Genomic DNA, 25,444 nt, shown 5'->3' on the forward strand with positions numbered 1-25,444 from the left:
TGGACGCTCTGTGGCGCCTGCGGCCCCCCGGCCTTCACATCCGTCTCACAAGTCGGCTGATCCTACAGTCACTTCACAGCTCCGGAGAAAGGGGTTTCCGCCCTGCCGACCGCGCGGGCGCGCGTGCGCGGACGCCGTACGTGCGCGAAAACGCCGTGGCCCCCACCGGTGTTCGGTGGGGGCCACGGCGTTCACTCAGCTGAGCCGGCGTGAGGCTTCGCGTCAGCCGTTGCGCTTCCAGCGCGGCTTGTCGTCGCGACGGCCGTGGGCGCCGGGGCCGGTGCCACGGTGGTCGTCACGACGGCCGTAGGGGCGGTCGTGACCGGCGGAGCGGAAGCCCGGGCGGTCGTCACGACGGTCACGGTTGAACGGGCGGTCGCTGCCCCGGTGTCCACCGCGCTCGTCCCGGCGGAAGCCGCCGCCGCGGTTGTCGTCACGACGCTCGAACGAACGGCCGCCACGGTCGTCGCGGTCACGGTTGAAGCCGCCGCGGTTGTCGTCACGACGCTCGAACGAACGGCCACCGCGGTCGTCACGGTCGCGGTTGAAGCCGCGGTTGTTGTCACGGTCGCGGTTGAAGCCACCGCGGTCACCGCGGTTGTCGTCACGACGCTCGAACGAACGGCCGCCACGGTCGTCACGGCGGTCACGACGCTCGTACGACGTCGTCGAGGCCGGACGCTCCTCGCGCGCCGGACGGTCCGCGTCACGCACGACCGCCTGCTCCGGCGCCGCGGCCGCGACGACGGTCTCGGCCTGGGCCGCCTCCGTCACCGGCGCCTGGACGTCGGCCACCGCGGCCGGCGCCTCGGACGGCACGGTCTCACCGCGCTCACGCGCCACGCGGGCCACCAGGCGGTCCGCCTCCTCGCGCAGCTCGGTCGCCCGGCGCTGCGCGCGCTCCAGCTCCTTGGTGAGCTCGGAGACCTCGCGCTCGGCCTGCTGCGCCGCGTTGCCCGCGGACTCCGCCTGGACCTCGGTCATCGACCGGGCGCCGGTGATCTCGGCGACCTCGGGGTCGAAGGCGGCGCCGCCCTGGATGATGTGACGCCCGGCGTCGACGCCCGCGTCCTCCATCAGCCGGAAGATCTGACGGCGCTGGTGCGGCAGGGACAGGGAGACGACCGTGCCGGTGCGACCGGCGCGCGCCGTGCGGCCCGCGCGGTGCAGGTAGTCCTTGTGGTCACCGGCCGGGTCCACGTTCAGGACCAGGTCGATGCCGTCGACGTGGATGCCGCGGGCGGCGACGTCGGTCGCGACGAGCGCGTTGACGTAACCGTCCTTGAAGTCGGCCAGCGTGCGGGTACGCGCGCCCTGGGTCATGCCGCCGTGCAGCGCGTCCGCCTTCACACCGGAGTCGCGCAGCTGCTCGGCGATACGGTCGGCGCCGAGCTGGGTGCGGACGAAGATGATGGTGCGGCCCTTGCGGGAGGCGATCGCGGCGGTGACCGGCGCCTTGTCCTTGGGCTTCACGATCAGGATGTGGTGGGACATCGTGGTGACGTTGCCCTGGGCGCTGTCGACCTCGTGCGTGACCGGGTTGCTCAGGTAGCGCTTGACCAGCGTGGAGATCTCGTTCTCCATCGTGGCGGAGAAGAGCATGCGCTGGCCGCCGGCCGGGATCTGGTCGAGCAGCTCGGTGACCTCGGGCAGGAAGCCCAGGTCCGACATCTGGTCGGCCTCGTCGAGGACGGCGATCCGCACGTTCTCGAGGGAGCAGGCGCCGCGGTTGATGATGTCGCGCAGGCGGCCCGGGGTGGCGACGAGGACGTCGACGCCGCGCTCCAGCGCGTAGATCTGGTTGCTCATCGACGTACCGCCGCAGACGACCTTCATCTTCAGGCCGAGGACGTCGCCGTAGGGCTGCAGCGCGTCCGCGACCTGCATCGCCAGCTCACGCGTCGGCGTGAGGATGACGGCGCGCGGCTTGCGCTTCTCCGTGTGGCCGCCGGCCAGCGTGGCCAGCGTCGGCAGACCGAAGGAGAGGGTCTTGCCGGAGCCGGTGCGACCGCGGCCGAGGATGTCCTTGCCGGCCAGGGCGTCCGGGATGGTCGCGGCCTGGATCGGGAAGGGGCTCGTCACGCCGTTCTGCGCGAGCTTGCGCACGACGCCCTCGGGCAGACCGAGGTCGGCGAAGGTGAGTTCGGGGGTCTCGGGCGTCTCGGGGGTCTCGACGACGGCCTGCGCGGCCTCAGCGGCCTCAGCGGTCTCGACGGCCTCAGCGGTCTCGATGACCTCGGCCGTCTCGGTGACCTCGATCGCCTCGAGGGTGATCGGCTCGTCGTTGTTCTCGGACACGACGGAACGATCAGTACTGGAAATGGACATGCGAATGCGAAACCTTCCGGAGTCTCGTCGGCACGCGCCCGTCAACTCCGTGTTCGCATTGCAAGGACCGCCTCTATGCGGTCAGCCACGGCAAGGGAGAGTACGCGCCACACGGCGCGCTCTGCGGTGGCGCCGGGCAAATGGGATCAAACGATCTACTACCATACGCACCCTGTCCGGGGAAGGCAAACCGAGCCCATCGTCGCAGCTCAGCAGCCTGGCAGTGCGGCCGTCGCGCCGAACCCCCGGCTCCCGGGCGCCGTCACCCGGCCGGCGAGCCCGCCTCCGGCGCCGGCTCCCGGTCCACCAGCTGCGGCACCGAGCCGCCCCCGCCCTCGTGCGCCGACGACGACGGCTCCGCGACCGTCGGCTCCGCCGAGGGCGACGGGGGCTCCGGCGAGGGGGCGGGCGGCTCCGGATCCGGCGAACGCGTGGGCGCGGCGGTCTGCGCCCCGGTCGGCGTCGGGATCCCCGGCCGGTCACTGCTGCCCGGCTTCACCGCCCCGGGCGAGGCCGGCGCGCTCCCGCCCTCCGAGGGCGAGGCCGACCCGGACGCCGACGCGCTCGCCGCGCCCCGGCCGCTCTTCCCGTGCCCGTGCTTGCCGTCCCCGCCCGCCGGGCCCATCCCGGAGCCGCCGCCGGCTCCCGCCGAATCCCCGTCCGGCGCCTCACCTGCCCGCTGGCCGGCCGAGTGCGACGGCCTGGCCCGGCCGCCCTCCTCGTCTCCCACGCTCATGCAGCCGGCGGCCGCGGCGACGGCCATGACCGTCGCGGCCAGACGAACGGGTACGTACAAGGGGCGCACGGGGCCACCTCCGGGGCAGACGCAAGAGTCGACGTGCCCAACTCCCCCCGCCCGCAGGAGGACACGCGCGGGGCCGCGCGCCGCCCGTCGGACGGCTCAGCCGTAACCGAGGGCGTGCAGCCGCGCGTCGTCGATGCCGAAGTGGTGGGCGATCTCGTGCACCACCGTCACCTCCGTCTCCGCGACGACCTCCTCGCGGGACGCGCACATGCGCAGCGTCGGCCCCCGGTAGATCGTGATCCGGTCCGGAAGCACCCCCGCGTACCACTCCCCGCGGTCCGTCAGCGGCGTCCCCTCGTACAGCCCGAGCAGCTCGGGATCCTCCGCCGGCGGCTCGTCCTCGACGAACACCGCGACGTTGTCCATCAGCCGCGTCAACTCCGGCGGAATCCGGTCCAGGGCCTCGGCGACCAGTTCCTCGAACTCCTCGCGCGTCATCTCCAGCACAGGCCCCATTGTCCGGCAAGAAGCCGCCGTGCGGAGGGCACGAACCATCCGCATACCCAGGTCCGGACCGGGGCATACGGCACCAATGGCCCGCGCCCGCGTCCCCGCCGCAGCCCTGAACCGCCTCAAGCCCGCCACGCGCGGGAACCGCACGAACCCCACCCCCGAGCTCGCCGCCCGCCCCAACCCCTGGGCCCGTGCCCTCGGCATGACCGTCGTCGTCGTCCTCGGCGCCTGGCTGGGCCTGCTGGTCGTCGGCAACGTCCGCGTCCCCGTCGGCCCCATGGACACGACGATGACCCTGCGCCCGTCCGTCACCGGCGGCACGAAGATCAACGTCTCGCCCCTCGGCGCGCTCACCCTGGACAGTCACAACGCCCCGGTCCGCCTCGACGTGAACGTCGACCAGCTCGACCCCGTCCGCTCCCAGGCCCTCGTCGACCACCCCGAACGCCTCTCCGGCCTCCAGGACGAGGTCGCCCGCGACGTGGAACACGGCACCCTCGACCTCGCGCTCCGCTCCTGCGTCGCCGTCGTCACCGGCGCCACCGCCCTCGGCCTCGCCGTCTACCGCCGCCCGCGCCGCGCCCTCGCCGCCGGCGGCCTCGCACTCGCCCTGCTGGCCGCCTCGGGCGCGACCGCGTACGCCACCTGGAACCCCAAGTCGGTGCTGGAGCCCCGCTTCTCGGGCCTGCTGTCCTCGGCGCCCTCCATCGTCGGCAACGCGCGCAGCATCGTCACCGAGTTCGACGTCTACCAGCAGGAACTCGCCCGTCTGGTCACCAACGTGACCAAGCTCTACGACGTCACCTCCACGCTCCCCGCCTACCAGCCGGACCCGACGACCGTCCGCGTCCTGCACGTGTCCGACATCCACCTCAACCCCGCGAGCTGGAAGATCATCGCCTCGCTGGTGGAGCAGTACAAGGTCGACGTGATCGTGGACTCCGGCGACACCATGGACCACGGCACCGCCGCCGAGAACGGCTTCCTGGACCCCATCGCCACCCTGGGCGCGCCGTACGTGTGGGTCAGGGGCAACCACGACTCCCGCGTCACCCAGCGCTACCTGGAGGGCATGAAGAACGTGCACGTCCTCGACGACGGGCGCGCGGTCACCGTCGCCGGAGTGCGCTTCGCCGGCATCGGCGACCCCCAGTTCACCCCCGACCGCTCCGCCGCGCCGGGCGCCGAGGAGAGCCAGGAGGCGGCGGGCGCCCGTCTGGCCGAGGCCCTGCGCGCGCAGCGGGCCGCGGGCACCCCGGCCGACGTGGCCATCGCCCATGAGCCCTCCGCCGCCCGCGGCACGGACGGCGAGGTGCCCCTCGCCCTGGCCGGCCATCTCCACCACGAGGGGATGGAGATCATGAAGAAGGGCACCCGGCTGCGGACCGAGGGCTCGACGGGCGGCAGCGGCCTGCGCGCCGTCGAGGGCAAGTACCCCGACCCCATCGAGGCCTCGGTGCTCTACCTGGACCGCGCCACCCGCCGTCTGCAGGCCTGGGACGAGATCAAGCTCGGCGGCCTGGGTCTGACGACGGCCGAGGTCAGCCGCCACCTCCCGAAGGAGAACCAGCCGGGCGCCGTCCCGACGCCGGCCCCCTCCCCCAGCCCGTCCGGGAGCCCTGCCGGCAGCCCGTCCGGGAGCCCGTCTCCCGGCCCGTCCGCCGGCACCTCCGGGACCGCCTCCAGGAGGGTCCCGTAAACCGTTTTGGCGATACCCCGCGCCATCCCATATGCTCATGACGTCCCCGACGCGCTGAGAAGCGCCCAGGCGGGCCGATAGCCCTCATCGTCTAGCGGCCTAGGACGCCGCCCTTTCAAGGCGGTAGCACGGGTTCGAATCCCGTTGGGGGCACGCAACACCGTGTGCGACACTGTCGTACACAAAGCTTGGTCCTGTGGAGCAGTTTGGAGTGCTCGCCACCCTGTCAAGGTGGAGGCCGCGGGTTCAAATCCCGTCAGGACCGCTGGAGTTCCTCGTGGACTCCTCGGCTGGGTAGCTCAGTTGGTACGAGCGACCGCCTGAAAAGCGGTAGGTCGCCGGTTCGACCCCGGCCCCAGCCACAGCACAGGCCCCGATCCCCGGATCGGGGCCTTGTTGTATGCCCGCGCCGTGCCCGCGCCGTGCCCGGGCCGCAGGCCGCGCTGCATGCCCACGACGCCGTCGCCGTCGCGGACAAAAGGGTTCGCCACGAATTTCGCCGAGGTGAGATCCTGGTTCCCGTATGTCTACGCACCCTGCCCCCGCCCTCGGCGCACTCGCCCCCCGCCTGGCCGAACTGTCCCTGCGCGACGCGCACCGGCTCGGACGCAGGCTCGAAGGCGCGCGCAAGATCCGCAAGCCGGAGGCCCGTGCCGCCGTCCTCGCCGAGATCGAGGCGGAGGTCACGAAGGTCGAGGAGCGGATGGCCGTCCGGCGCGGCCTCGTGCCCGCCGTCTCCTATCCCGAACAGCTGCCGGTCAGCCAGAAGAAGGACGAGATCGCGGCCGCCATCCGTGATCACCAGGTCGTCATCGTGGCCGGTGAGACCGGGTCCGGCAAGACCACGCAGATTCCCAAGATCTGTCTCGAGCTGGGGCGCGGCGTCCGCGGCATGATCGGGCACACCCAGCCCCGTCGTATCGCCGCCCGTACCGTCGCCGAGCGCGTGGCCGAGGAGCTGCGCACGCCGTTGGGCGAGGCCGTCGGATGGAAGGTGCGGTTCACCGACCAGGTGAACCCGGACGCCACCTTCGTGAAGCTGATGACCGACGGCATCCTGCTCGCGGAGATCCAGACCGACCGCGAGCTGCGCGCCTACGACACGATCATCATCGACGAGGCCCACGAGCGGTCCCTCAACATCGACTTCCTGCTGGGCTACCTGGCCCAGCTGCTCCCGCGCCGCCCGGACCTCAAGGTCGTCATCACCTCCGCGACCATCGACCCCGAGCGTTTCTCCCGGCACTTCGGCGACGCCCCGATCGTCGAGGTCAGCGGGCGGACGTACCCGGTGGAGGTGCGCTACCGGCCGCTGCTGGAGGAGGACTCCGAGGACGCCGACCGGGATCAGATCACCGCGATCTGCGACGCCGTCGAGGAGCTGATGGGCGAGGGGAAGGGCGACATCCTCGTCTTCCTCTCCGGCGAGCGGGAGATCCGGGACACCGCCGACGCGCTCGAGAAGAAGAAGTACCGGTTCACCGAGGTGCTGCCGCTCTACGCCCGGCTCTCGCACGCCGAGCAGCACCGCGTGTTCCAGCAGCACACGGGGCGCAGGATCGTTCTGGCGACGAACGTCGCGGAGACCTCCCTCACCGTCCCGGGCATCAAGTACGTCATCGACCCCGGCTTCGCCCGCATCAGCCGCTACAGCCACCGCACCAAGGTCCAGCGGCTGCCGATCGAGGCGATCTCGCAGGCCAGCGCCAACCAGCGCAAGGGCCGCTGCGGCCGTACCAGCGACGGCATCTGCATCCGGCTGTACGACGAGGACGACTTCCTCGCCCGCCCGGAGTTCACCGACGCGGAGATCCTCCGCACGAACCTGGCGAGCGTCATCCTGCAGATGACCGCGGCCGGCCTCGGCGACATCGAGAAGTTCCCCTTCATCGACCCGCCGGACCACCGCAACATCCGTGACGGCGTGCAGCTCCTCCAGGAGCTGCACGCGCTGGACCCGACCGAGAAGGACCCGCGCAAGCGGCTCACCGAGACCGGCCGCAAGCTGGCCCAGCTGCCCGTCGACCCCCGCCTCGCCCGCATGGTCCTGGAGGCCGACAAGAACGGCTGTGTGCGCGAGGTCATGGTGATAGCCGCCGCGCTGTCCATCCAGGACCCGCGCGAGCGCCCCGCCGACAAACAGACGCAGGCCGACCAGCAGCACGCCCGCTTCAAGGACGAGACCAGCGACTTCCTCGCCTACCTCAACCTGTGGCGGTACGTCCGCGAGCAGCAGAAGGAGCGCGGTTCCTCCTCCTTCCGGCGTATGTGCAAGCAGGAGTACCTGAACTTCCTGCGCATCCGTGAGTGGCAGGACATCTATACGCAGCTGCGAACGGTCGCCAAGCAGATGGGCATCCATCCGAACGAGGAGGACGCGGCCGAGCAGAGTGTCCACGTCTCCCTTCTCGCCGGTCTGCTCTCGCACATCGGCATGAAGGACGTGAAGGACGGCAACAAGAACGAGTACCTGGGCGCGCGCAGTGCCAAGTTCGCGATCTTCCCGGGCTCGGCCCTGTTCAAGAAGCAGCCGCGGTTCGTGATGTCCGCCGAGCTGGTGGAGACGAGCCGTCTGTGGGCGCGCGTCAACGCGAAGGTCGAGCCGGAGTGGGTCGAGCCGCTCGCCGGCCACCTGCTGAAGCGGACGTACAGCGAGCCGCGCTGGGAGAAGGACCAGGCCGCCGTGATGGCGGACGAGAAGGTCACCCTGTACGGCGTGCCGATCATCGCCCAGCGGAAGGTCAACTACGGGCGGATCGACCCGGAGACCTGCCGTGACCTGTTCATCCGCAACGCGTTGGTCGAGGGCGACTGGCGCACGCACCACAAGTTCTTCTCCGACAACCGCCGGCTCCTCAGCGAGGTCGAGGAGCTGGAGCACCGCGCCCGCCGCCGGGACATCGTGGTCGACGACGACACGCTCTTCGACTTCTACGACCAGCGGGTGCCCGAACACGTGGTGTCCGGCGCGCACTTCGACTCCTGGTGGAAGCACAAGCGGCACGAGCAGCCCGACTTCCTCGACTTCGAGCGGGAGATGCTCATCCGGGAGTCGGCGGAGGCGGTCACCAAGGCCGACTACCCGGACACCTGGCGGCAGGGCCCGCTGAAGTTCCGGGTCACCTACCAGTTCGAGCCGGGCGCGGACGCGGACGGCGTGACCGTCCACATCCCCCTGCAGGTGCTCAACCAGGTCACGGACGAGGGCTTCGACTGGCAGATCCCGGGCCTGCGGGAGGAGGTCGTCACGGAGCTGATCCGTTCCCTGCCGAAGCCGATCCGCCGCAACTACGTGCCGGCCCCGAACTTCGCGAAGCGGTTCCTGGACCAGGCGGTACCCCTGCAGGAGCCGCTCACCACGGCCATGGCCCGCGAGCTGAAGCGGATGGTGGGCGTTCCCTTCGAGGCCGACGACTTCGACTGGTCGAGGCTCCCCGAGCATCTGAAGATCACCTTCCGGATCGTCGACGAGCGGCGTCGCAAGCTGGCCGAGGACAAGGACCTGGAGTCCCTGAAGCTCCGGCTGAAGCCGAAGGCGAGGCAGGCCATCTCCCAGGCGGCCGCGGCCACCGCCGAACGCCGGGGCGGCGAGTCCCTGGAGCGCTCGGGCCTGACGGACTGGACGATCGGCACGCTCAGCCGCGTCTTCGAGACCCGCCGCGCGGGCCAGCCGGTGAAGGCGTACCCGGCGCTGGTCGACGACGGCGACACGGTCTCCGTACGCCTCTTCGACACGGAGGCGGAGCAGGCGGAGGCGATGTGGAAGGGCACCCGCCGGCTGATCCTGCGCAACATCCCGGTCAACCCCGCGAAGTTCGCGTCCGAGAAGCTGACGAACGCCCAGAAGCTCGCGCTGTCCGCCAATCCGCACGGCTCGATCCAGGCGCTGTTCGACGACTGCGCGATGGCCGCGGCGGACCGGCTGATCGCCGACTTCGGCGGGCCGGCGTGGGACGAGGAGTCGTTCCGCAAGCTGTACGACAAGGTGCGCGCGGAGATCGTCGACACGACCGTGCGGACGGTCGGGCAGGTGCAGCAGGTCCTGGCCGCCTGGCAGGCCTGTGAGCGCCGTCTGAAGGGCGTGCGCAGCCCTGTGCTGCTGGCGAACCTGACGGACGTCCGGGCGCAGCTGGACGCTCTCGTGAAGCCCGGCTTCGTGACCTGGGCGGGGCTGCGGCGGCTGCCCGACCTCATGCGCTACCTGGTGGCCGCGGACCGGCGCCTGCAGCAGATGCCGACCGGCGTGCAGCGGGACACCAGCCGCATGGAGAAGGTCCACGAGATGCAGGACGAGTACGCGTGGCTGCTGGAGCAGCTGCCGCCGGGCCGGCCGGTTCCGCAGCAGGTCCTGGACATCCGGTGGATGATCGAGGAGCTCCGGGTCAGCTATTTCGCCCATGCGCTGGGCACGGCGTACCCGGTCTCCGACAAGCGGATCGTGAAGGCGATCGACGCCGCCGCGCCGTGACGCGTCCTGTACGCAGGGTGAGTTCGACCAGCGGGCTCACCCTCCTGTACAGTCCTTCTCGCAGCACAACGCAGCATCAAGTGCCGCAAAACCTGGTCCTGTGGAGCAGTTTGGAGTGCTCGCCACCCTGTCAAGGTGGAGGCCGCGGGTTCAAATCCCGTCAGGACCGCAGTGAACGAAGAAGGCCCGCGTCCCCGCAAGGGACGCGGGCCTTCTTCACTTCCCGGCCCACATAGGAGAGCCCCGGTCCCCGGACCGGGGCTCTTCGGCGTTCCCGCCGCGCTCTTGACGGCGTCACATCCGGCCGGTACCCCAGAACTACAGGGCCCGTTCCTCGCGGCGCCCCGGTGGAGGTGGCGTATGGCGGCATCGGTCAGGCACGAGACGCGGGCACTGCTCCGCGCGCATCTGTCGGCCGCGTCGTCCTACCGGCATCTGACCCGCCACTGCCCGATCTGCCACCGCTTGCAGCGGCTGGCGATGGACGGCGGCACACGGGGCGGCCAGGCCCCCGAGGAGGCCGCGGAGGGCGAGGGCCCCGCCGACGACCTGGCGGTCTGACGGCCCGGCCGTCCGGCGGGGCGCGGCACGACCGCCCGCGGCGTCAACGGCCTTACCTGCGCGGGGTGCTGGAGTGGGTGCTTCCTCTAACCCACGCGAGCCGACGGCAACAAGAGCTCCGTCATGTGACGGGTGTCACTGTATGAGTTTTGAAAAACCGGGTTCTTACCCATCTCCTACAAGTAGTCAATTTTATATGTGCAATTGCACCACTCCGGAGGATGCCCCCCAGAACCCTCCCAGAGCCTCCCCAGACTCCGACAAGGGCGCTCACAGAGCCACCCGATACTGCTCGGCAGACGCCCTCAAGCGCACAAAAAAGACCGCGCCGGACTCGGCGGAGTCCGGCGCGATCGACGACGTTCCCAGTGGGCGAGGGGCCTGTTGGGGCAGGACCCACGTCGCTTGGAGCTAGGTTTCGGGCGTCCGCACAGATTGGGGGACCTGACGTGTTGCCCGGCTATTCACTTGTTCAGGCCTCGCTGCGCTGCTGCGGGATGCCCGCGAGCAGTGCGCGGACCTCAGCCTCGCGATAACGGCGGTGTCCGCCGAGCGTGCGGATCGACGTGAGCTTGCCGGCCTTCGCCCACCGCGTGACCGTCTTGGGGTCGACGCGGAACATGGTGGCGACCTCAGCCGGGGTCAGCAGCGGCTCAGCATCAGGGGTGCGAGCGGTCATGAGCGGCCTCCTCGGGAGAACCGAACCTTCTCGGTTCTTTCCTCTAAATTCTGCACCTTGACCCGCGTTGCCCGAAATGGCGGACGCGAGTCGAGTCGGTTATAGGACGAACGGCTTGTCCTCGGCACTACAACTACACCATCTGTCCAGCCGCGTCGGCCAAACCGATGGAATTGCCCCCCAGGTGTTCATCGGCGACGGAAGCCGATGGACCATGCCATAGCGGACAGTCACGCCCCTGTGACGATCAGTCACAGGGGCGCTCAGGAGTCACAGAACCCCCAAAGCAGCGCAATACCGAGATTCCCCCCACGATGGAGCATAAGTAGGCGGACGGAGCCCTCCCCGGACTCCTTGTCCTATTTTGGCACGAGGAGGGGCAAGCGACGCAAGGGCCGTGTACGTGCGGTCCGTCACCCTTGGGACATAAGCCCGGATCGGGACCTACGTCCCGTGAGTTCCGTGAAGTGCCGCTGACCGTACGCTGTTCGAGCGCTTTGTGGCCGTGACGCACGTCACTCGCGTCAGCGCTGTAGCGTCTGTCACATCGTCAGCTCATCGCGGCAGGCCTCGTCGCGGGGGCCCGCGTCAGTTCGCGGAGCGCCGGTCCCGGACCGAACGCCACCGCTCCACGAGCCGCGCGTACGCCTCGCCCGCCGCCGCGCCGTCGCCCATCCGCAGCGCCTCGATGCCGTCGGCCACGTCCTTCGCCGAGCGGTCGTCCTCGAGATCGCCGGCCGGCAGCACGTGCACCAGACCGCCGTAATCCAGTTCCACCAGCGAACGCGGGTGGAACTCCTCCAGCCAGCGGCCGACGTCCACCAGACCGTCGAGGAGCGGTCCCTCGTCGACGGCGTCCTTCAGCGTGCGCAGCGAGCGCGCCACCCTGCGGCGCGCCTGCACCATCGGCGTGCGGTAGCGCAGCACGGGAGCCACCTCCGCCGTCCCCTTGTCGTACTCGCGCTCCTCGTCGGAGACCAGCACGAACCAGTGGAGCGGCACCTGCCAGACCGCCGTGCGGATCCACGGACGCGCGTCGGGGTTGCGCTCCAGCCACCGCTCGTGGTCCTTGGCGGCCTGCAGGCGCACGACCTCGGGGAGCGCCGCGTCCAGGACCGGCCGGGGCAGTTCCTCGTCCAGCTCCGCCAGGGCCAGCCAGCCGCGCAGCCGGGTGCGCCAGGGGCAGACGCAGAGCACGCCGTCCACCTCGGCCACGAAGGCGTCGGCGCTCTCCTGCACCGGCACCGCGACCGGCGGGGTGGGCAGCAGGTCGGCGAGCGAGCGGCGCAGCTCGTCCTGGCAGGAGGGAAGCCCGGGACGGCGGGCGTAGCGCGCCCAGTGGGAGCGCTCGGGCTCCGCGAAGGCGGCCAGCGGCTCGTACACGCGCAGATAGACCGCGTACGGAACGATCACCGAGGACACCTTGGGCACGCCTGCTCCATCCCCCTTCGGCCGACCGGGAAACCCTGCGAATCGTCCCATGGCGGTACTCCACACGTGGGTGATCCCCGACACTGCGGGATCAGCGGGCCACGCAGGCTCTACCCTCTGACCACGGGCCCCGCCACCCTTACGGGGCCTGCGCCCCGACCGCCGCTAGTTACCCGGGAGTCACCACAGTGACCGACGTATCCGGCGCACCTGCTGATGTTCTGCGCACCCTGTTCCACTCGGACCAGGGGGGTCATGAGCAAGTCGTGCTCTGCCAGGACCGCGCGAGCGGCCTCAAGGCCGTCATCGCCCTCCACTCCACCGCTCTGGGCCCCGCCCTCGGCGGTACCCGCTTCTACCCGTACGCGACCGAGGCGGAGGCCGTCGCCGACGCGCTGAACCTCGCGCGCGGGATGTCGTACAAGAACGCCATGGCCGGTCTGGACCACGGCGGCGGCAAGGCTGTGATCATCGGTGATCCCGATGTGATCAAGACCGAGGAGCTGCTGCTCGCCTACGGCCGTTTCGTGGCCTCGCTCGGCGGGCGCTACGTGACCGCCTGCGACGTCGGCACCTACGTCGCCGACATGGACGTCGTGGCGCGCGAGTGCCGCTGGACGACCGGGCGCTCGCCGGAGAACGGCGGTGCGGGCGACTCCTCGGTGCTGACCGCGTTCGGCGTCTACCAGGGCATGCGGGCCTCCGCACAGCACGTGTGGGGCGACCCGTCGCTGCGCGGGCGCACGGTGGGCATCGCGGGCGTCGGCAAGGTCGGCCACCACCTGGTGGAACACCTGCTGGCGGAGGGCGCCCGGGTCGTGATCACGGACGTGCGCCGGGAAGCCGTGGAGCGGATCGCCGACCGGCACCCGTCGGTGGGCGTGGTCGCCGACACCGAGCGGCTGATCGAGATCGACGGGCTGGACGTCTACGCCCCCTGCGCGCTCGGCGGGGCCTTGAACGACGCCTCCGTGCCGGTGCTGACGGCGAAGATCGTCTGCGGTGCGGCCAACAACCAGCTCGCCCACCCGGGCGTGGAGAAGGACCTCGCCGACCGCGGGATCCTCTACGCGCCGGACTACGTGGTGAACGCCGGCGGGGTCATCCAGGTCGCCGACGAGCTGCACGGCTTCGACTTCGACCGGTGCAAGGCGAAGGCCGCGCAGATCTTCGACACAACGCTCGCGATCTTCGCACGTGCGAAGGCGGACGGCATTCCGCCGGCCGCGGCGGCCGACCGCATCGCCGAGCAGCGGATGCACGAGGCGGCCCAGTCACGCGGCTGGTGACGTCCGGGCAGAGCTCCGCGACGCCCCGTCCGAGGGTTTCGGCGGTACCGGCCGGTGGAAAGTTGGAGAGAACTCTCACTCTTCCCGGCGGGTCGCCCGCCGATAAGTGGTTAAAATCGCCACTGACCAGCGAGGACGGGGCGTTCGAAAGGTGCTGCGCATACGCGCGTGGTACGGGCGACGTACCGTAGGGGCGCGGGCTCAGGTACCGTGGGAGCCCTACGACGGGCTCTCCATGGAGAGGCCGTCCTGGATCATGAACGCGTGTCAACCTGGGGCCGTCGAGCCCCGTCGTTGAGGGGGTCGAGCCATGGGGCGCGGCCGGGCCAAGGCCAAGCAAGCGAAGGTCGCCCGCCAGCTGAAGTACAACAGCGGCGGGACGGATCTCTCACGCCTGGCCGAAGAGCTGGGCGCATCGCCATCGAACATTCCGCCGAACGGTCAACCGTTCGAGGATGATGACGATGAGCAAGACGACGACCCGTACGCACGGTACGCCGAGCTGTACGGGGACGATGACGAGGATGACGGCGAGGACTCCTCGCAACACCGTCGCGGCGCTTGACCTTGTACTGAGCACTCACCCGGTCGGTGGCTTCGGTCACCGACCGGGTCTTGTGCTGCCCACTCGGTCCGGCAGGCCTCCCGGCCCGCAGGACCGGTGGGCTCAGCTCGCGTAGTCGCCGACGAGTTCGGCTCCTGCGGCGTGCTCGCCGCGCTCGGTGATCTCGCCGGCGACCCAGGCCTCGACGCCGCGGTCGGCCAGTGTGGTCAGGGCCACGTCCGCCGACTCCGCGGGCACGATCGCCATCATGCCCACGCCCATGTTCAGGGTCTTCTCCAGCTCCAGGCGCTCGACCGAGCCGGTCCTGCCGACCAGGTCGAAGATCGGAGCCGGGGTCCAGGTGGAGCGCTCCACCCGCGCGTGCAGCCCGTCCGGGATCACTCGGGCCAGGTTGGCCGCGAGGCCGCCGCCGGTGATGTGCGAGAAGGCGTGGACGTCCGTGGTGCGGGTGAGCGCCAGACAGTCCAGGGAGTAGATCTTGGTGGGCTCCAGGAGCTCCTCGCCGAGCGTGCGGCCGAGGTCGTCGACGCGCGCGTCCAGCGAGAGGCCGGCCTGGTTCAGCAGGACGTGCCGGACCAGGGAGTACCCGTTCGAGTGAAGCCCGGAGGCCGCCATGGCGATCACGGCGTCACCCGTGCGGATACGATCCGGGCCGAGCAGGCGGTCGGCCTCCACGACGCCGGTGCCGGCGCCGGCGACGTCGAAGTCGTCCTCGCCCAGCAGGCCCGGGTGCTCGGCCGTCTCGCCGCCGACCAGGGCGCAGCCCGCGAGCACACAGCCCTCGGCGATGCCCTTGACGATGGCGGCGACCCGCTCGGGGTGGACCTTGCCGACGCAGATGTAGTCGGTCATGAACAGCGGTTCGGCGCCGCACACCACGATGTCGTCCATGACCATGGCGACCAGGTCGTGGCCGATCGTGTCGTACACGCCGAGCCGGCGGGCGATGTCGACCTTCGTGCCGACGCCGTCCGTGGCGGAGGCGAGGAGCGGGCGCTCGTAACGCTTGAGGGCGGAGGCGTCGAAGAGGCCGGCGAAACCGCCGAGGCCGCCGAGGACCTCGGGGCGCTGCGTCTTCTTCACCCACTCCTTCATCAGCTCGACGGCGCGGTCGCCCGCTTCGATGTCGACGCCCGCGGCTGCGTAGCTGGCACCAGTTGTCTCAGACATGGGTGGTGAGAACCTTCGTGTCGTACGGCAGGTGTGACGGGCCGTCTACGGGCGACGGATCGCGTCGGCGGCGGCCGTGGCGGCCGGACCGGCGGCCAGCTCCGTCTCCAGGAGCTGCTTGCCGAGCAGCTCGGGGTCGGGGAGGTCCATCGGGTACTCGCCGTCGAAGCAGGCGCGGCAGAGGTTCGGCTTGGCGATGGTGGTCGCCTCGATCATGCCGTCGATGGAGATGTAGGCGAGGGAGTCGGCGCCCAGGGAGGTGCCGATCTCGTCGATGGTCATGCCGTTGGCGATGAGCTCCGCGCGCGTGGCGAAGTCGATGCCGAAGAAGCAGGGCCACTTCACGGGCGGCGAGGAGATCCGGATGTGGACCTCGGCCGCGCCCGCCTCGCGGAGCATGCGGACCAGGGCGCGCTGGGTGTTGCCGCGCACGATCGAGTCGTCGACGACGACCAGACGCTTGCCCTTGATGACTTCCTTCAAGGGGTTCAGCTTCAGGCGGATGCCGAGCTGGCGGATGGTCTGCGAGGGCTGGATGAACGTCCGGCCGACGTACGCGTTCTTCACGAGACCCGCGCCGAAGGGGATGCCGGAGGCCTCCGCGTAACCGATGGCGGCCGGGGTGCCGGATTCCGGGGTCGCTATGACCAGATCGGCCTCGGCCGGCGCTTCCTTGGCGAGTTTGCGACCCATCTCCACGCGCGAGAGGTACACGTTCCGGCCGGCGATGTCGGTGTCCGGGCGGGCCAGGTACACGTACTCGAAGACACAGCCCTTGGGCTTCGCTTCCGCGAATCGGGAGCTGCGCAGACCGTTCTCGTCGATGGCGATGAACTCGCCGGGCTCGATCTCACGGACGTACGCGGCGCCGCAGATGTCCAGGGCGGCGGACTCGGAGGCGACCACCCAGCCGCGCTCCAGCCGGCCGAGGACCAGCGGACGGATGCCCTGCGGATCGCGGGCGGCGTAGAGGGTGTGCTCGTCCATGAAGACGAGCGAGAAGGCGCCCTTCACCTGCGGGAGGATCTGGTGGGCGGCTTCCTCGATGGTCAGCGGCTTGCCGTCCTCGTCGACCTGGGCCGCGAGCAGCGCGGTGAGCAGGTCGGTGTCGTTGGTCGCCGCGACGCGCGGGGTACGGCCCTCCTGCTTGGGCAGGTCGGCGACCATGTCGGCGAGCTGCGCCGTGTTGACCAGGTTGCCGTTGTGGCCGAGCGCGATCGAGCCGTGCGCGGTGGCGCGGAACGTCGGCTGGGCGTTCTCCCACACGGAGGCTCCGGTGGTCGAGTAGCGGGCGTGTCCGACCGCGATATGACCCTGGAGCGAACCGAGCGAGGTCTCGTCGAAGACCTGGGACACGAGGCCCATGTCCTTGAAGACGAGGATCTGGGAGCCGTTGCTGACCGCGATTCCCGCGGATTCCTGACCCCGATGCTGGAGGGCGTAGAGCCCGAAGTAAGTGAGCTTGGCGACCTCTTCACCGGGAGCCCAGACTCCGAAGACGCCGCAAGCGTCCTGGGGGCCTTTCTCGCCGGGGAGCAGATCATGACTGAGTCGACCGTCACCACGTGGCACGCATCCGAGTGTAGGCGAGATCGACCACTGGTCCGAATTGGGGATACCCGCGGGTAACTGGATCACTCCAGTGTCGCCCCGGCCATGATCCCGTTGTTTTCGCAGGTCAGCGTATGAATCTGATGATCCACCGGAAGGTCGGACGCACCATGGGGGCGGCCGGGCAAGGGGCCGTCCCCCATGGGTGAGTGAGGTGTCGCACACCAATGGGACCGGTGGCGCGGACCGGTCTCACTTCCTGGTCAGCCTGACCAGGTCGCCGTCGGCCGTGCCGAGCGTCAGCGTGTCGCCCTTGACCTCGGTGGTGAGGGCGCCGTCGGCGAGGGTGCCGGCCAGCGTGCGCTCGAAGGCCATGGGTTTGCCCTGGCAGGCCATCCTGGTCGCCCTGGCGTCGCTGAAGCGGACGCTGCCGCCCTCGACGACGGCCGTGGCGGTGAAGGTGTTGCAGCCGTAGCTGCCCGCCGCCTTGCCGTCGTCGATCCTGAGGTGCGCGCCGTCCGGCGCCCGGTGCGTGGCGCCGTCCACGGTGACGCTGTCGACCTTCCAGCGCACGCCGGTGACCGGCTGCTCGGCGCTCACCGCACCGCTGCCGGGCCGCTCGCCGTCCGCCTTCTCCTCGCCGCAGGCCGCGGCGAGCGGGGCCAGCAGGAGGACGACCGCCAGGGCCGGCGCCGACCTCGCGCGCCGCGTGTACGTGCGGGTGGGGCTGTGCCTGTGCCTGTCCATGCCGGTTCGACGGGGCGGGTGGGGTGGACGGTTCCACCGGGGGGGCCGGATCAGGACAGGAGCGGCAGCAGGGCGGCCAGGTCCGCCCGCTCGCCGCTCGCGGCGACCTTCGCCTCCTCGACGGCGTCCTGCCAGGTCACCCGGCCGGTCGCCAGCCGGATCCAGGTCAGCGGGTCGGTCTCGACGACGTTGGGCGGGGTGCCCCGGGTGTGCCGGGGGCCCTCGACGCACTGGACGACGGCGTACGGCGGGATCCGCACCTCGGTCGCGCCCCCGGGGGCCCTGGCGGCGAGGGCGTCGGCCAGGAGCCGGGTGGCGGCGGCGAGGGCCTGCCGGTCGTACGGGACGTCCAGGCCGGGCACGGCGTCGTTGAGGTCGTCGGTGTGGACGACGAGTTCGACGGTGCGGGTGACGAGGTAGTCGGCGAGGGTCATGGCGCCGGTGCGGGCGGCGAGCAGCCGGTCGCCCTGAGCGGCGGCGAGGGCCGCGGCCAGGCGCTCCTCGGTGCGGGCGTACAGGACGTCCAGGTCGGGGTGGGCCGCGGCCAGGTCCAGGGTGCCGTCGGAGATGTCGGCGGCCCGGGCGGCGGTGGCGAACGGCCACTGCAGGAGCGTGAGCTCCGCCCTCGCGGGCTCGTCCCGGTCCAGGTTGCGGCTGACGGTCTCCACCGCCATCGTCACGTGCGCGGCCAGATCCCGCACGGTCCAGCCCGCCAGCCGCGTGGGCAGGGCGAGCTGCTCGGGAGTGAGCGTGCCCACGGCCCGCCGCACGTGGCCGAACTGCGCGGCGACGGCGGCACGGATCTTGACGGGGTCGTAGGCACGCACACGCTTCTTGGCCGGAGGCATGGCGCTGAGCCTAGGGCCTGCCCGACACGGAAGGAGGCGCCGGGGACCCGGTGGGGGCGCGGGGGCCCGGGGGATGCCGGGGGCGCGGGGGATGCCGGGGCGCGGGAGTGCCGGGGGTGCGGGAGTGCCGGGGGTGCGGGAGTGCCGGGGGTGCGGGAGTGCCGGGGGTACGGGAGTGCCGGGGGTACGGGAGTGCCGGGGGTACGGGAGTGCCGGGGGTGCGGGAGTGCCGGGGGCGCCCGGGGGCCTGAGGGCCCGGAAGCCTGGAGACCTGAGGGCCCGGAAGCCCGGGGACCCGGAGACCCGAAGACCCGGAAGCCCGGGGACCCGGAGACCCGGAAACCCGAAGACCCGGAAGCCCGGGGACTCGGAGGCCGGGGAACTCGGAGGCCGGGGGCCAGGGACTCGGGGGGCCAGGGACTCGGGGGGCCAGGGACTCGGGGGGCCAGGGGAGGGTCGGGGCAGCGGCGGAGCGGGCAGGCGGGGCAGGCGGGGCACCGGTACTCCGCGAGGCCGGGACCGCGGCGGTGTGATGCGCGCGGCGAAGGCCCCGCCCGTGGGAACGGACGAGGCCTTCGACGCCGTGCCGGCACCGCGCGGACGCGGGTGCTGCCGGTGGTTACGCGAGCAGCGCCGGGATGGTGTCCTCGTGAGCCTTGCGCAGCTCCTCCAGCGACAGCTCGAACTCGCCCTGGAGCTCGACCGTGTCGCCGTCGACGACGCCGACGCGGGTGACGGGCAGGCCGCGCGCCCCGCACATGTCGTTGAAGCGGAGCTCCTCGGAGCGCGGGACGGCGACGACGGCGCGGCCGGCCGACTCCGAGAAGAGGAAGGTGAAGGCGTCGAGGCCGTCCGGCACGATCAGCCGCGCGCCCTTGCCGCCGAGCAGCGCCGACTCGACGACCGACTGGATCAGCCCGCCGTCGGACAGGTCGTGCGCCGAGTCGATCATGCCGTCGCGGGAGGCGGAGATCAGGATCTCGGCGAGCAGCCGCTCCCGCTCCAGGTCGACCTTCGGGGGCAGCCCGCCCAGGTGGTCGTGGACGACCTGGGACCAGGCCGAGCCGCCGAACTCCTCACGCGTGTCGCCGAGGAGGTAGAGCAGCTGGCCCTCCTCCTGGAAGGCGACCGGCGTACGGCGGGCGACGTCGTCGATGACGCCCAGCACCGCGACCACCGGGGTCGGGTGGATGGCCGCCTCGCCGGTCTGGTTGTAGAGCGAGACGTTGCCGCCGGTCACCGGGGTGCCCAGCTGCTGGCAGGCGTCGGCCAGGCCGCGGATGGCCTCCGCGAACTGCCACATCACCGCCGGGTCCTCGGGCGAGCCGAAGTTCAGGCAGTCGGAGACGGCGAGCGGCTTGGCGCCGGTCGTCGCCACGTTCCGGTAGGCCTCGCAGAGCGCCAGCTGCGCGCCCGCGTACGGGTCGAGCTTGGCGTACCGGCCGTTGCCGTCGGTGGCGATGGCGACGCCGAGGCCGGTCTCCTCGTCGATCCGGATCATCCCGGAGTCCTCGGGCTGCGCGAGGACGGTGTTGCCCTGCACGAAGTGGTCGTACTGCGAGGTGATCCACTTCTTGGACGCCTGGTTGGGCGAGGCGACCAGCTTGAGCACCTGCTCCTTGAGCTCGGCGCCCGTGGTGGGCCGGGGCAGCTTGTTCGCGTCGTCCGCCTGGAGAGCGTCCTGCCACTCCGGGCGGGCGTACGGGCGCTCGTAGACGGGGCCGTCGTGGGCCACGGTCCGCGGGTCGACGTCGACGATCTTGCCGCCGTGCCAGAAGATCTCCAGCCGGTCGCCGTCGGTCACCTCGCCGATGACGGTGGCGATGACGTCCCACTTGTCGCAGATCTCGAGGAAGCGGTCGACCTTGCCCGGTTCGACGACCGCGCACATGCGCTCCTGCGACTCGCTCATGAGGATTTCCTCGGGCGAGAGGGTCGAGTCACGCAGGGGGACGTCGTCCAGCGTCACGCGCATGCCGCCGGAGCCGTTCGACGCCAGCTCGCTCGTCGCGCAGGACAGGCCGGCCGCGCCGAGGTCCTGGATGCCGACGACCAGCTTCTCCTTGAAGGCCTCCAGGGTGCACTCGATGAGGAGCTTCTCCTGGAAGGGGTCGCCGACCTGCACGGCGGGGCGCTTGGACGGCTTGGCGTCGTCGAAGGTCTCGGAGGCGAGGATCGACGCGCCGCCGATGCCGTCGCCGCCCGTGCGGGCCCCGTACAGGATGACCTTGTTGCCCGCGCCGGACGCCTTGGCGAGGTGGATGTCCTCGTGCCGCATGACGCCGATGGCACCCGCGTTGACCAGCGGGTTTCCCTGGTAGCAGGCGTCGAAGACGACCTCGCCGCCGATGTTCGGCAGGCCCAGGCAGTTGCCGTAGCCGCCGATGCCGGCGACGACGCCCGGCAGGACGCGCTTGGTGTCGGGGTGGTCCGCCGCGCCGAAGCGCAGGGGGTCGACCACGGCGACCGGGCGCGCGCCCATGGCGATGATGTCCCGCACGATGCCGCCGACGCCCGTGGCCGCGCCCTGGTAGGGCTCCACGTAGGACGGGTGGTTGTGCGACTCGACCTTGAAGGTGACCGCGTAGCCCTGGCCGACGTCGACGACGCCCGCGTTCTCGCCGATGCCCACGAGCAGCGCGTCCGACTGGGGCGCCTTCTCGCCGAACTGGCGGAGGTGGACCTTGGAGGACTTGTACGAGCAGTGCTCGGACCACATGACGGAGTACATGGCGAGCTCGGCGCCGGTCGGGCGGCGGCCGAGGATCTCCACGACCCGCTCGTACTCGTCCTTCTTCAGGCCGAGTTCGGCCCAGGGCAGCTCGACGTCGGGGGTCTCGGTCGCGTGCTCGACCGTGTCCAGAGGCGTCCGGCTCATGCGTTGACCAGCTTCTTGAGGATCGAGGTGAAGAAGGGGAGACCGTCGGTGCGGCCGGACCCGATGAGGGGTTCGACGGCGTGCTCCGGGTGCGGCATGAGGCCTACGACGTTGCCGGCCTCGTTGGTGATGCCGGCGATGTCACGGAGGCTGCCGTTGGGGTTGACGTCCAGGTAGCGGAAGGCGACCCGTCCCTCGGCCTCGAGCTGGTCGAGGGTGTACTCGTCGGCGACGTACCGGCCGTCCATGTTCTTCAGCGGGATGTGGATCTCCTGGCCGGCCGAGTAGTCGGTCGTCCAGGCGGTGTCCGCGTTCTCCACCCGCAGCTTCTGGTCGCGGCAGATGAAGTGGAGGTGGTCGTTGCCGAGCATCGCGCCCGGCAGGAGGTGGGCCTCGGTGAGGATCTGGAAGCCGTTGCAGATGCCGAGGACCGGGAGGCCGGCCTTCGCCTGCTCGATGAGGGGCTCCATCACCGGCGAGAAGCGGGCGATGGCGCCGGCCCGGAGATAGTCGCCGTAGGAGAAACCACCGCACAGCACCACGGCGTCGACCTGGTGGAGGTTCTTGTCCTTGTGCCAGAGGGCGACGGGTTCGGCGCCCGCGAGGCGGATCGCCCGCTGGGTGTCCCGGTCGTCCAGGCTGCCCGGGAAAGTGACGACGCCAATACGAGCGGTCACTTCGCGGCTCCCGCGACTGCCTCTTCCGACTCGACCTTGACGGTGAAGTCCTCGATCACGGTGTTGGCGAGGAAGGATTCCGCAAGATCGTGGATGCGGGCGAGGACGGCCTCGTCGACCGGACCGTCAACTTCCAGTTCGAATCGCTTTCCCTGACGGACGTCGGAGATGCCTTCGAAACCCAGCCGCGGCAGTGCGCGCTGCACCGCCTGGCCCTGGGGGTCGAGGATCTCCGGCTTGAGCATGACGTCGACTACGACGCGTGCCACTGGCACTCCCGGTGGTGTGGTGCTGAGCAGGTTCCTGCAGGTGTCTCCAACAGGTGTCTTCAGACTACCCGTACAAAATTTCTACGCGGGTAGAGTTGTAGGAATCTACGTGAGCGCCATCACGATCAGGTATCGGACCAGTGCCTTCGCGAAAATTTCAGGGAAAGATCCGGGGTGCACCCGCGTTCCCTATTGCCCTGGGACACGCGGACAGATTTAGTCGGGCTTCACATTGCAATGGCGGGCACTGTACAAATGAATTGGCAATAGCCGATACTTTGCCCCATAACAGGCGGACAGTCGACATCTCCGTGACGTCTTGGCACGTCATCGCAGAGCTGTCGCACGAAGGGACCGATATTCGTGGCGCAGAAGGTCGTGGTCACTCTCTTTGACGACATCGACGGCTCGGAAGCGGCGGAAACGATCGCCTTCGGGCTGGACGGCAAGTCGTACGAGATCGACCTGAATGAAGCCAATGCCAAGAAACTGCGTAAGGCGCTCGCGCCCTACGTGGACGCCGGCCGCAAGCGGTCGAGGTCCGGCAAGGCGTACAAGCAGACGGAGGTCGCACCCGACCCGGCGGCGGTCCGCGCGTGGGCCCAGGCCAACAAGATGGAGGTGCCGGCCCGCGGCCGCATCCCCAAGAAGGTCTACGAGGCGTTCGCCGAAGCCCAGTGAGCAGCGTTGCGTGAACCGCGCCCGTCGGCCCGTTCCGGGCCGGCCCGTGGGCCGACGGCCGGTCACGCGCCCCTCGAACGAGTCGACTTGCGCTGCACCCCTCCCGGTCGGCTAGAGTCTGGAGCACGCCGAGGGGCACGGCCGAAAGGCCCAGCTCACGGAGTACACGCGGGTGTAGTTCAGTAGTAGAACATCCCCCTTCCAGGGGGAAGGCGCAGTGTGCAATTCCTGTCACCCGCTCTGCACCGCCGATCTGACCAGTCCTCTGGATCAGGTAGGCTGGTGCTCGCGCCGATCGGTGAGAGCCGGTCGGAGGCAATGCGGACGTAGCTCAGTTGGTAGAGCGCAACCTTGCCAAGGTTGAGGTCGCGAGTTCGAGCCTCGTCGTCCGCTCGGGAATCAGACCCCGGTCCACTGGACCGGGGTCTTTTCGTGCGCCCGCACAGCGGTGGGGGCCGCACGGCATCGTCTGACATTTGTCACACGCACACGTGACACCTCGCACTGCCGACGGCCTCCGTCCCCGGGGAGCCTGGAGGCATGGACACGAAAGAACACGTGATCGAGGTCACCGACCTCCGGCGTGTGTACGGGGGCGGGTTCGAAGCGGTCCGTGGAATCTCCTTCCACGTCGGCCGCGGTGAGATCTTCGCGCTGCTCGGCACCAACGGCGCCGGAAAGACCTCGACCGTCGAGCTGCTGGAAGGGCTCGCGCGGCCCGACGGCGGACGGGTCGCGGTGCTCGGCCACGACCCGTACACCGAGCGGGCCGCCGTACGGCCGCGCACCGGCGTGATGCTCCAGGAGGGCGGCTTCCCCTCCGAGCTGACCGTCGCCGAGACCGCGCAGATGTGGGCCGGCTGCGTCAGCGGGGCCCGTCCGGTCGGGGAGGCGCTGGCGCTCGTCGGGCTCACCGGGCGGACCGGCGTCCGGGTCAAGCAGCTGTCCGGCGGCGAGCGGCGACGCCTCGACCTGGCGCTCGCGGTGCTCGGCGACCCCGAGGTGCTGTTCCTGGACGAGCCGTCGACCGGCCTGGACGCCGAGGGCCGGCGGGACACCTGGGACCTGGTGCGCGCCCTGCGCGACGCGGGCACCACGGTGCTGCTGACCACCCACTACCTGGAGGAGGCCGAGAACCTCGCCGACCGGCTGGCCATCCTGCACCAGGGCCGCATCGCCGCCACCGGGACGCCCGCCCAGGTCACGGCCGCCCAGCCGTCCCGGATCGCCTTCGAACTGCCCGAGGGGTACTTCGTGGGCGACCTGCCGCCGCTGGGAGAGCTCGGCGTGTGCGGCCACGAGGTCGACGGCCGTGTCGTACGGCTGCGCACGCGGGAGTTGCAGCGGGCGGCGACCGTACTGCTGGTGTGGGCCGAGCGGGCCGGGGTCGAGCTGCGCGGACTCGACGTGCGGTCGGCCTCGTTGGAGGAGGCGTTCCTGGGGATCGCCCGGGCGGCGTCGGACAGCGACAGGACCGAGGGGGTCGCGGCATGAGCGGGGCGACGGCGAAGGACACGGCCGGCCGTACGGCCACCGGGACGGTCACGACTCCGGTGAGCCGGATGGCCGCGCTCGCCCGGGCGGAACTGACGCTGCTCGGCCGCAGCAGGAGCTCGCTCCTCACGGCCGTGTTCGTACCGCTGGTGCTGCCGGTCAGCCTGGGCCTGGTGGTCGACGACATGGGCGTGGAGGACGTCGGCCTCAGCGTCGGCCTGGTGCTGATGCCCGCCGGGATCGGCTTCTCCCTGCTGTTCGGGGTGTACTCGGCGCTGTCGGCCATCTACACCGCCCGGCGCGAGGAGTTGGTGCTCAAACGGCTGCGCACCGGCGAGCTGCGGGACGGCGAGATCCTCGGCGGTGCGGCGCTGCCCGTCCTCGCCACGGGGCTGGCGCAGTCACTCGTGCTGATCGTCGGCTCCACCGTCCTGCTCGACGTACCGGCCCCGAAGGCGCCTCATCTCGCCGTGCTGGGACTGCTGTCGGGCCTCGTGATGTGCGCGGCGTTCGCGGCGGTCACGGCGTCGGCGACCCGGACCGTGGAGAGCGCGCAGGTCACCACGATGCCGCTGGTGCTCGTGTCGATGGTCGGCTCCGGAGTGACCGTCCCCCTGGAAATGCTGCCCGACCGGCTCGCCTCCGTCTGCGAACTGCTGCCCCTGTCCCCGGTGATCACCCTGGTACGCGGCGGCTGGACCGGGAGCCTGTCGGCGTACGAGGCCCTGGGCGCCGTGGCGACCGCACTGGCCTGGACCGTGCTCGCGGTGTTTGCTGTACGGCGGTGGTTCCGGTGGGAGCCGAGGCGCTGACATACACGGAGCGCCGGGGGTACGGGGAAACGGGGGGCG

At 70.7% G+C, this 25,444-nt stretch carries 20 protein-coding genes and 6 tRNA genes; 14 read left to right on the forward strand and 12 right to left on the reverse strand.

The window, feature by feature from the left end; all coding sequences use genetic code 11:
* Positions 1–222: 222 nt before the first annotated feature.
* The 3 genes from ACZ7DE_RS28600 to ACZ7DE_RS28610 all read right to left on the reverse strand — a co-directional run bounded on the left by ACZ7DE_RS28600 (position 223) and on the right by ACZ7DE_RS28610 (position 3,580).
* Complete coding sequence (locus tag ACZ7DE_RS28600; RefSeq protein WP_470766130.1) at positions 223–2,328, reverse strand: DEAD/DEAH box helicase; 2,106 nt, start codon at positions 2,326–2,328, stop codon at positions 223–225.
* A gap of 262 nt (positions 2,329–2,590) precedes the next feature.
* On the reverse strand, positions 2,591–3,133 hold the full coding sequence (locus ACZ7DE_RS28605) for a hypothetical protein (RefSeq protein ID WP_470766132.1): 543 nt from the start codon (positions 3,131–3,133) through the stop codon (positions 2,591–2,593).
* Positions 3,134–3,229: 96 nt separating this feature from the next.
* Positions 3,230–3,580, reverse strand: a complete 351-nt coding sequence (locus ACZ7DE_RS28610; protein WP_319344080.1) for a metallopeptidase family protein — start codon at positions 3,578–3,580, stop codon at positions 3,230–3,232.
* A gap of 85 nt (positions 3,581–3,665) precedes the next feature.
* Between ACZ7DE_RS28610 and ACZ7DE_RS28615 the strand changes: the two genes are divergently transcribed.
* From ACZ7DE_RS28615 to ACZ7DE_RS28645, 7 genes are all read left to right on the forward strand, one after another.
* Positions 3,666–5,285 carry a metallophosphoesterase family protein gene (locus tag ACZ7DE_RS28615; protein WP_470766134.1) on the forward strand — a complete coding sequence of 540 codons (1,620 nt, stop codon included), beginning with the start codon at positions 3,666–3,668 and terminating at the stop codon, positions 5,283–5,285.
* A gap of 80 nt (positions 5,286–5,365) precedes the next feature.
* Positions 5,366–5,438: transfer RNA gene (locus tag ACZ7DE_RS28620), tRNA-Glu, on the forward strand.
* A gap of 37 nt (positions 5,439–5,475) precedes the next feature.
* Positions 5,476–5,550 (forward strand) — tRNA-Asp (locus ACZ7DE_RS28625).
* 23 nt (positions 5,551–5,573) lie between these two features.
* Positions 5,574–5,647 (forward strand) — tRNA-Phe (locus tag ACZ7DE_RS28630).
* A 161-nt stretch (positions 5,648–5,808) separates the two neighbouring features.
* Positions 5,809–9,753, forward strand: a complete 3,945-nt coding sequence (gene hrpA / locus ACZ7DE_RS28635) for an ATP-dependent RNA helicase HrpA (protein ID WP_470766136.1) — start codon at positions 5,809–5,811, stop codon at positions 9,751–9,753.
* Positions 9,754–9,847: 94 nt separating this feature from the next.
* Positions 9,848–9,922, forward strand: a tRNA-Asp gene (locus tag ACZ7DE_RS28640).
* A 191-nt stretch (positions 9,923–10,113) separates the two neighbouring features.
* Positions 10,114–10,314, forward strand: a complete 201-nt coding sequence (locus tag ACZ7DE_RS28645) for a DUF6274 family protein (protein ID WP_470766138.1) — start codon at positions 10,114–10,116, stop codon at positions 10,312–10,314.
* A 472-nt stretch (positions 10,315–10,786) separates the two neighbouring features.
* On the opposite strand, the gene bldC is transcribed toward ACZ7DE_RS28645, so the two are convergent.
* Both bldC and ACZ7DE_RS28655 read right to left on the reverse strand, forming a co-directional pair.
* On the reverse strand, positions 10,787–10,993 hold the full coding sequence (gene bldC, locus ACZ7DE_RS28650) for a developmental transcriptional regulator BldC (protein ID WP_003949541.1): 207 nt from the start codon (positions 10,991–10,993) through the stop codon (positions 10,787–10,789).
* A gap of 588 nt (positions 10,994–11,581) precedes the next feature.
* The gene (locus ACZ7DE_RS28655; protein ID WP_470766140.1) at positions 11,582–12,424 is read right to left on the reverse strand and encodes a DUF8083 family protein; all 843 of its coding nucleotides are present in this window, start codon (positions 12,422–12,424) and stop codon (positions 11,582–11,584) included.
* A 188-nt stretch (positions 12,425–12,612) separates the two neighbouring features.
* Here ACZ7DE_RS28655 and ACZ7DE_RS28660 point away from each other — a divergent pair, with 188 nt between their 5' ends.
* Complete coding sequence (locus ACZ7DE_RS28660) at positions 12,613–13,713, forward strand: Leu/Phe/Val dehydrogenase (RefSeq protein WP_470766142.1); 1,101 nt, start codon at positions 12,613–12,615, stop codon at positions 13,711–13,713.
* A gap of 310 nt (positions 13,714–14,023) precedes the next feature.
* Entirely contained in the window at positions 14,024–14,278 is a 255-nt protein-coding gene (locus tag ACZ7DE_RS28665; protein ID WP_057576334.1) for a DUF3073 domain-containing protein, read from the forward strand.
* Positions 14,279–14,380: 102 nt separating this feature from the next.
* Here ACZ7DE_RS28665 and purM read toward each other — a convergent pair whose 3' ends face one another.
* The 7 genes from purM to purS form a co-directional block, all read right to left on the reverse strand.
* Entirely contained in the window at positions 14,381–15,448 is a 1,068-nt protein-coding gene (gene purM, locus ACZ7DE_RS28670; RefSeq protein WP_470766144.1) for a phosphoribosylformylglycinamidine cyclo-ligase, read from the reverse strand.
* Positions 15,449–15,493: 45 nt separating this feature from the next.
* Complete coding sequence (purF, locus tag ACZ7DE_RS28675) at positions 15,494–17,020, reverse strand: amidophosphoribosyltransferase (RefSeq protein WP_470766146.1); 1,527 nt, start codon at positions 17,018–17,020, stop codon at positions 15,494–15,496.
* 231 nt (positions 17,021–17,251) lie between these two features.
* Entirely contained in the window at positions 17,252–17,746 is a 495-nt protein-coding gene (locus tag ACZ7DE_RS28680; protein WP_470766149.1) for an META domain-containing protein, read from the reverse strand.
* Between the two features lie 50 nt (positions 17,747–17,796).
* A complete protein-coding gene (locus ACZ7DE_RS28685; protein WP_470766151.1) occupies positions 17,797–18,594 on the reverse strand; it encodes a sterol carrier family protein in 798 nt (265 codons plus the stop codon).
* Positions 18,595–19,213: 619 nt separating this feature from the next.
* On the reverse strand, positions 19,214–21,472 hold the full coding sequence (purL, locus tag ACZ7DE_RS28690) for a phosphoribosylformylglycinamidine synthase subunit PurL (RefSeq protein WP_470766153.1): 2,259 nt from the start codon (positions 21,470–21,472) through the stop codon (positions 19,214–19,216).
* Positions 21,469–22,149 (reverse strand): phosphoribosylformylglycinamidine synthase subunit PurQ, encoded by a 681-nt coding sequence (purQ, locus tag ACZ7DE_RS28695; protein ID WP_470766155.1) that lies wholly within the window; start codon positions 22,147–22,149, stop codon positions 21,469–21,471. The genes purL and purQ overlap by 4 nt, the downstream gene beginning before the upstream one ends.
* Positions 22,146–22,418 (reverse strand): phosphoribosylformylglycinamidine synthase subunit PurS, encoded by a 273-nt coding sequence (gene purS, locus ACZ7DE_RS28700; RefSeq protein WP_190154033.1) that lies wholly within the window; start codon positions 22,416–22,418, stop codon positions 22,146–22,148. The genes purQ and purS overlap by 4 nt, the downstream gene beginning before the upstream one ends.
* Positions 22,419–22,781: 363 nt before the next feature.
* Between purS and ACZ7DE_RS28705 the strand changes: the two genes are divergently transcribed.
* The 5 genes from ACZ7DE_RS28705 (at position 22,782) to ACZ7DE_RS28725 (ending at position 25,405) form a co-directional block, all read left to right on the forward strand.
* Positions 22,782–23,099, forward strand: coding sequence for a histone-like nucleoid-structuring protein Lsr2 (locus ACZ7DE_RS28705; protein ID WP_470766157.1), 318 nt, complete (start codon positions 22,782–22,784; stop codon positions 23,097–23,099).
* A gap of 168 nt (positions 23,100–23,267) precedes the next feature.
* Positions 23,268–23,339: transfer RNA gene (locus ACZ7DE_RS28710), tRNA-Gly, on the forward strand.
* An 80-nt stretch (positions 23,340–23,419) separates the two neighbouring features.
* Positions 23,420–23,492 (forward strand) — tRNA-Gly (locus ACZ7DE_RS28715).
* A 147-nt stretch (positions 23,493–23,639) separates the two neighbouring features.
* Positions 23,640–24,593, forward strand: a complete 954-nt coding sequence (locus ACZ7DE_RS28720; RefSeq protein WP_470766159.1) for an ABC transporter ATP-binding protein — start codon at positions 23,640–23,642, stop codon at positions 24,591–24,593.
* A complete protein-coding gene (locus ACZ7DE_RS28725) occupies positions 24,590–25,405 on the forward strand; it encodes an ABC transporter permease (RefSeq protein ID WP_470766161.1) in 816 nt (271 codons plus the stop codon). The genes ACZ7DE_RS28720 and ACZ7DE_RS28725 overlap by 4 nt, the downstream gene beginning before the upstream one ends.
* The last annotated feature ends 39 nt before the right edge of the window (positions 25,406–25,444 follow it).

It is taken from the genome of Streptomyces sp. NPDC037083 (assembly GCF_055606485.1).

Bases quoted from the DNA above. Each gene is read 5' to 3' on its own strand.
- ACZ7DE_RS28600 (WP_470766130.1), bottom strand. From the start codon at position 2,328: ATGTCCATTTCCAGTACTGATCGTTCCGTCGTGTCCGAGAACAACGAC.
- ACZ7DE_RS28615 (WP_470766134.1), top strand. From the start codon at position 3,666: ATGGCCCGCGCCCGCGTCCCCGCCGCAGCCCTGAACCGCCTCAAGCCC.
- hrpA (WP_470766136.1), top strand. From the start codon at position 5,809: ATGTCTACGCACCCTGCCCCCGCCCTCGGCGCACTCGCCCCCCGCCTG.
- ACZ7DE_RS28645 (WP_470766138.1), top strand. From the start codon at position 10,114: ATGGCGGCATCGGTCAGGCACGAGACGCGGGCACTGCTCCGCGCGCAT.
- bldC (WP_003949541.1), bottom strand. From the start codon at position 10,993: ATGACCGCTCGCACCCCTGATGCTGAGCCGCTGCTGACCCCGGCTGAG.
- ACZ7DE_RS28665 (WP_057576334.1), top strand. From the start codon at position 14,024: ATGGGGCGCGGCCGGGCCAAGGCCAAGCAAGCGAAGGTCGCCCGCCAG.
- purM (WP_470766144.1), bottom strand. From the start codon at position 15,448: ATGTCTGAGACAACTGGTGCCAGCTACGCAGCCGCGGGCGTCGACATC.
- ACZ7DE_RS28680 (WP_470766149.1), bottom strand. From the start codon at position 17,746: ATGGACAGGCACAGGCACAGCCCCACCCGCACGTACACGCGGCGCGCG.
- ACZ7DE_RS28685 (WP_470766151.1), bottom strand. From the start codon at position 18,594: ATGCCTCCGGCCAAGAAGCGTGTGCGTGCCTACGACCCCGTCAAGATC.
- purL (WP_470766153.1), bottom strand. From the start codon at position 21,472: ATGAGCCGGACGCCTCTGGACACGGTCGAGCACGCGACCGAGACCCCC.
- ACZ7DE_RS28720 (WP_470766159.1), top strand. From the start codon at position 23,640: ATGGACACGAAAGAACACGTGATCGAGGTCACCGACCTCCGGCGTGTG.
- ACZ7DE_RS28725 (WP_470766161.1), top strand. From the start codon at position 24,590: ATGAGCGGGGCGACGGCGAAGGACACGGCCGGCCGTACGGCCACCGGG.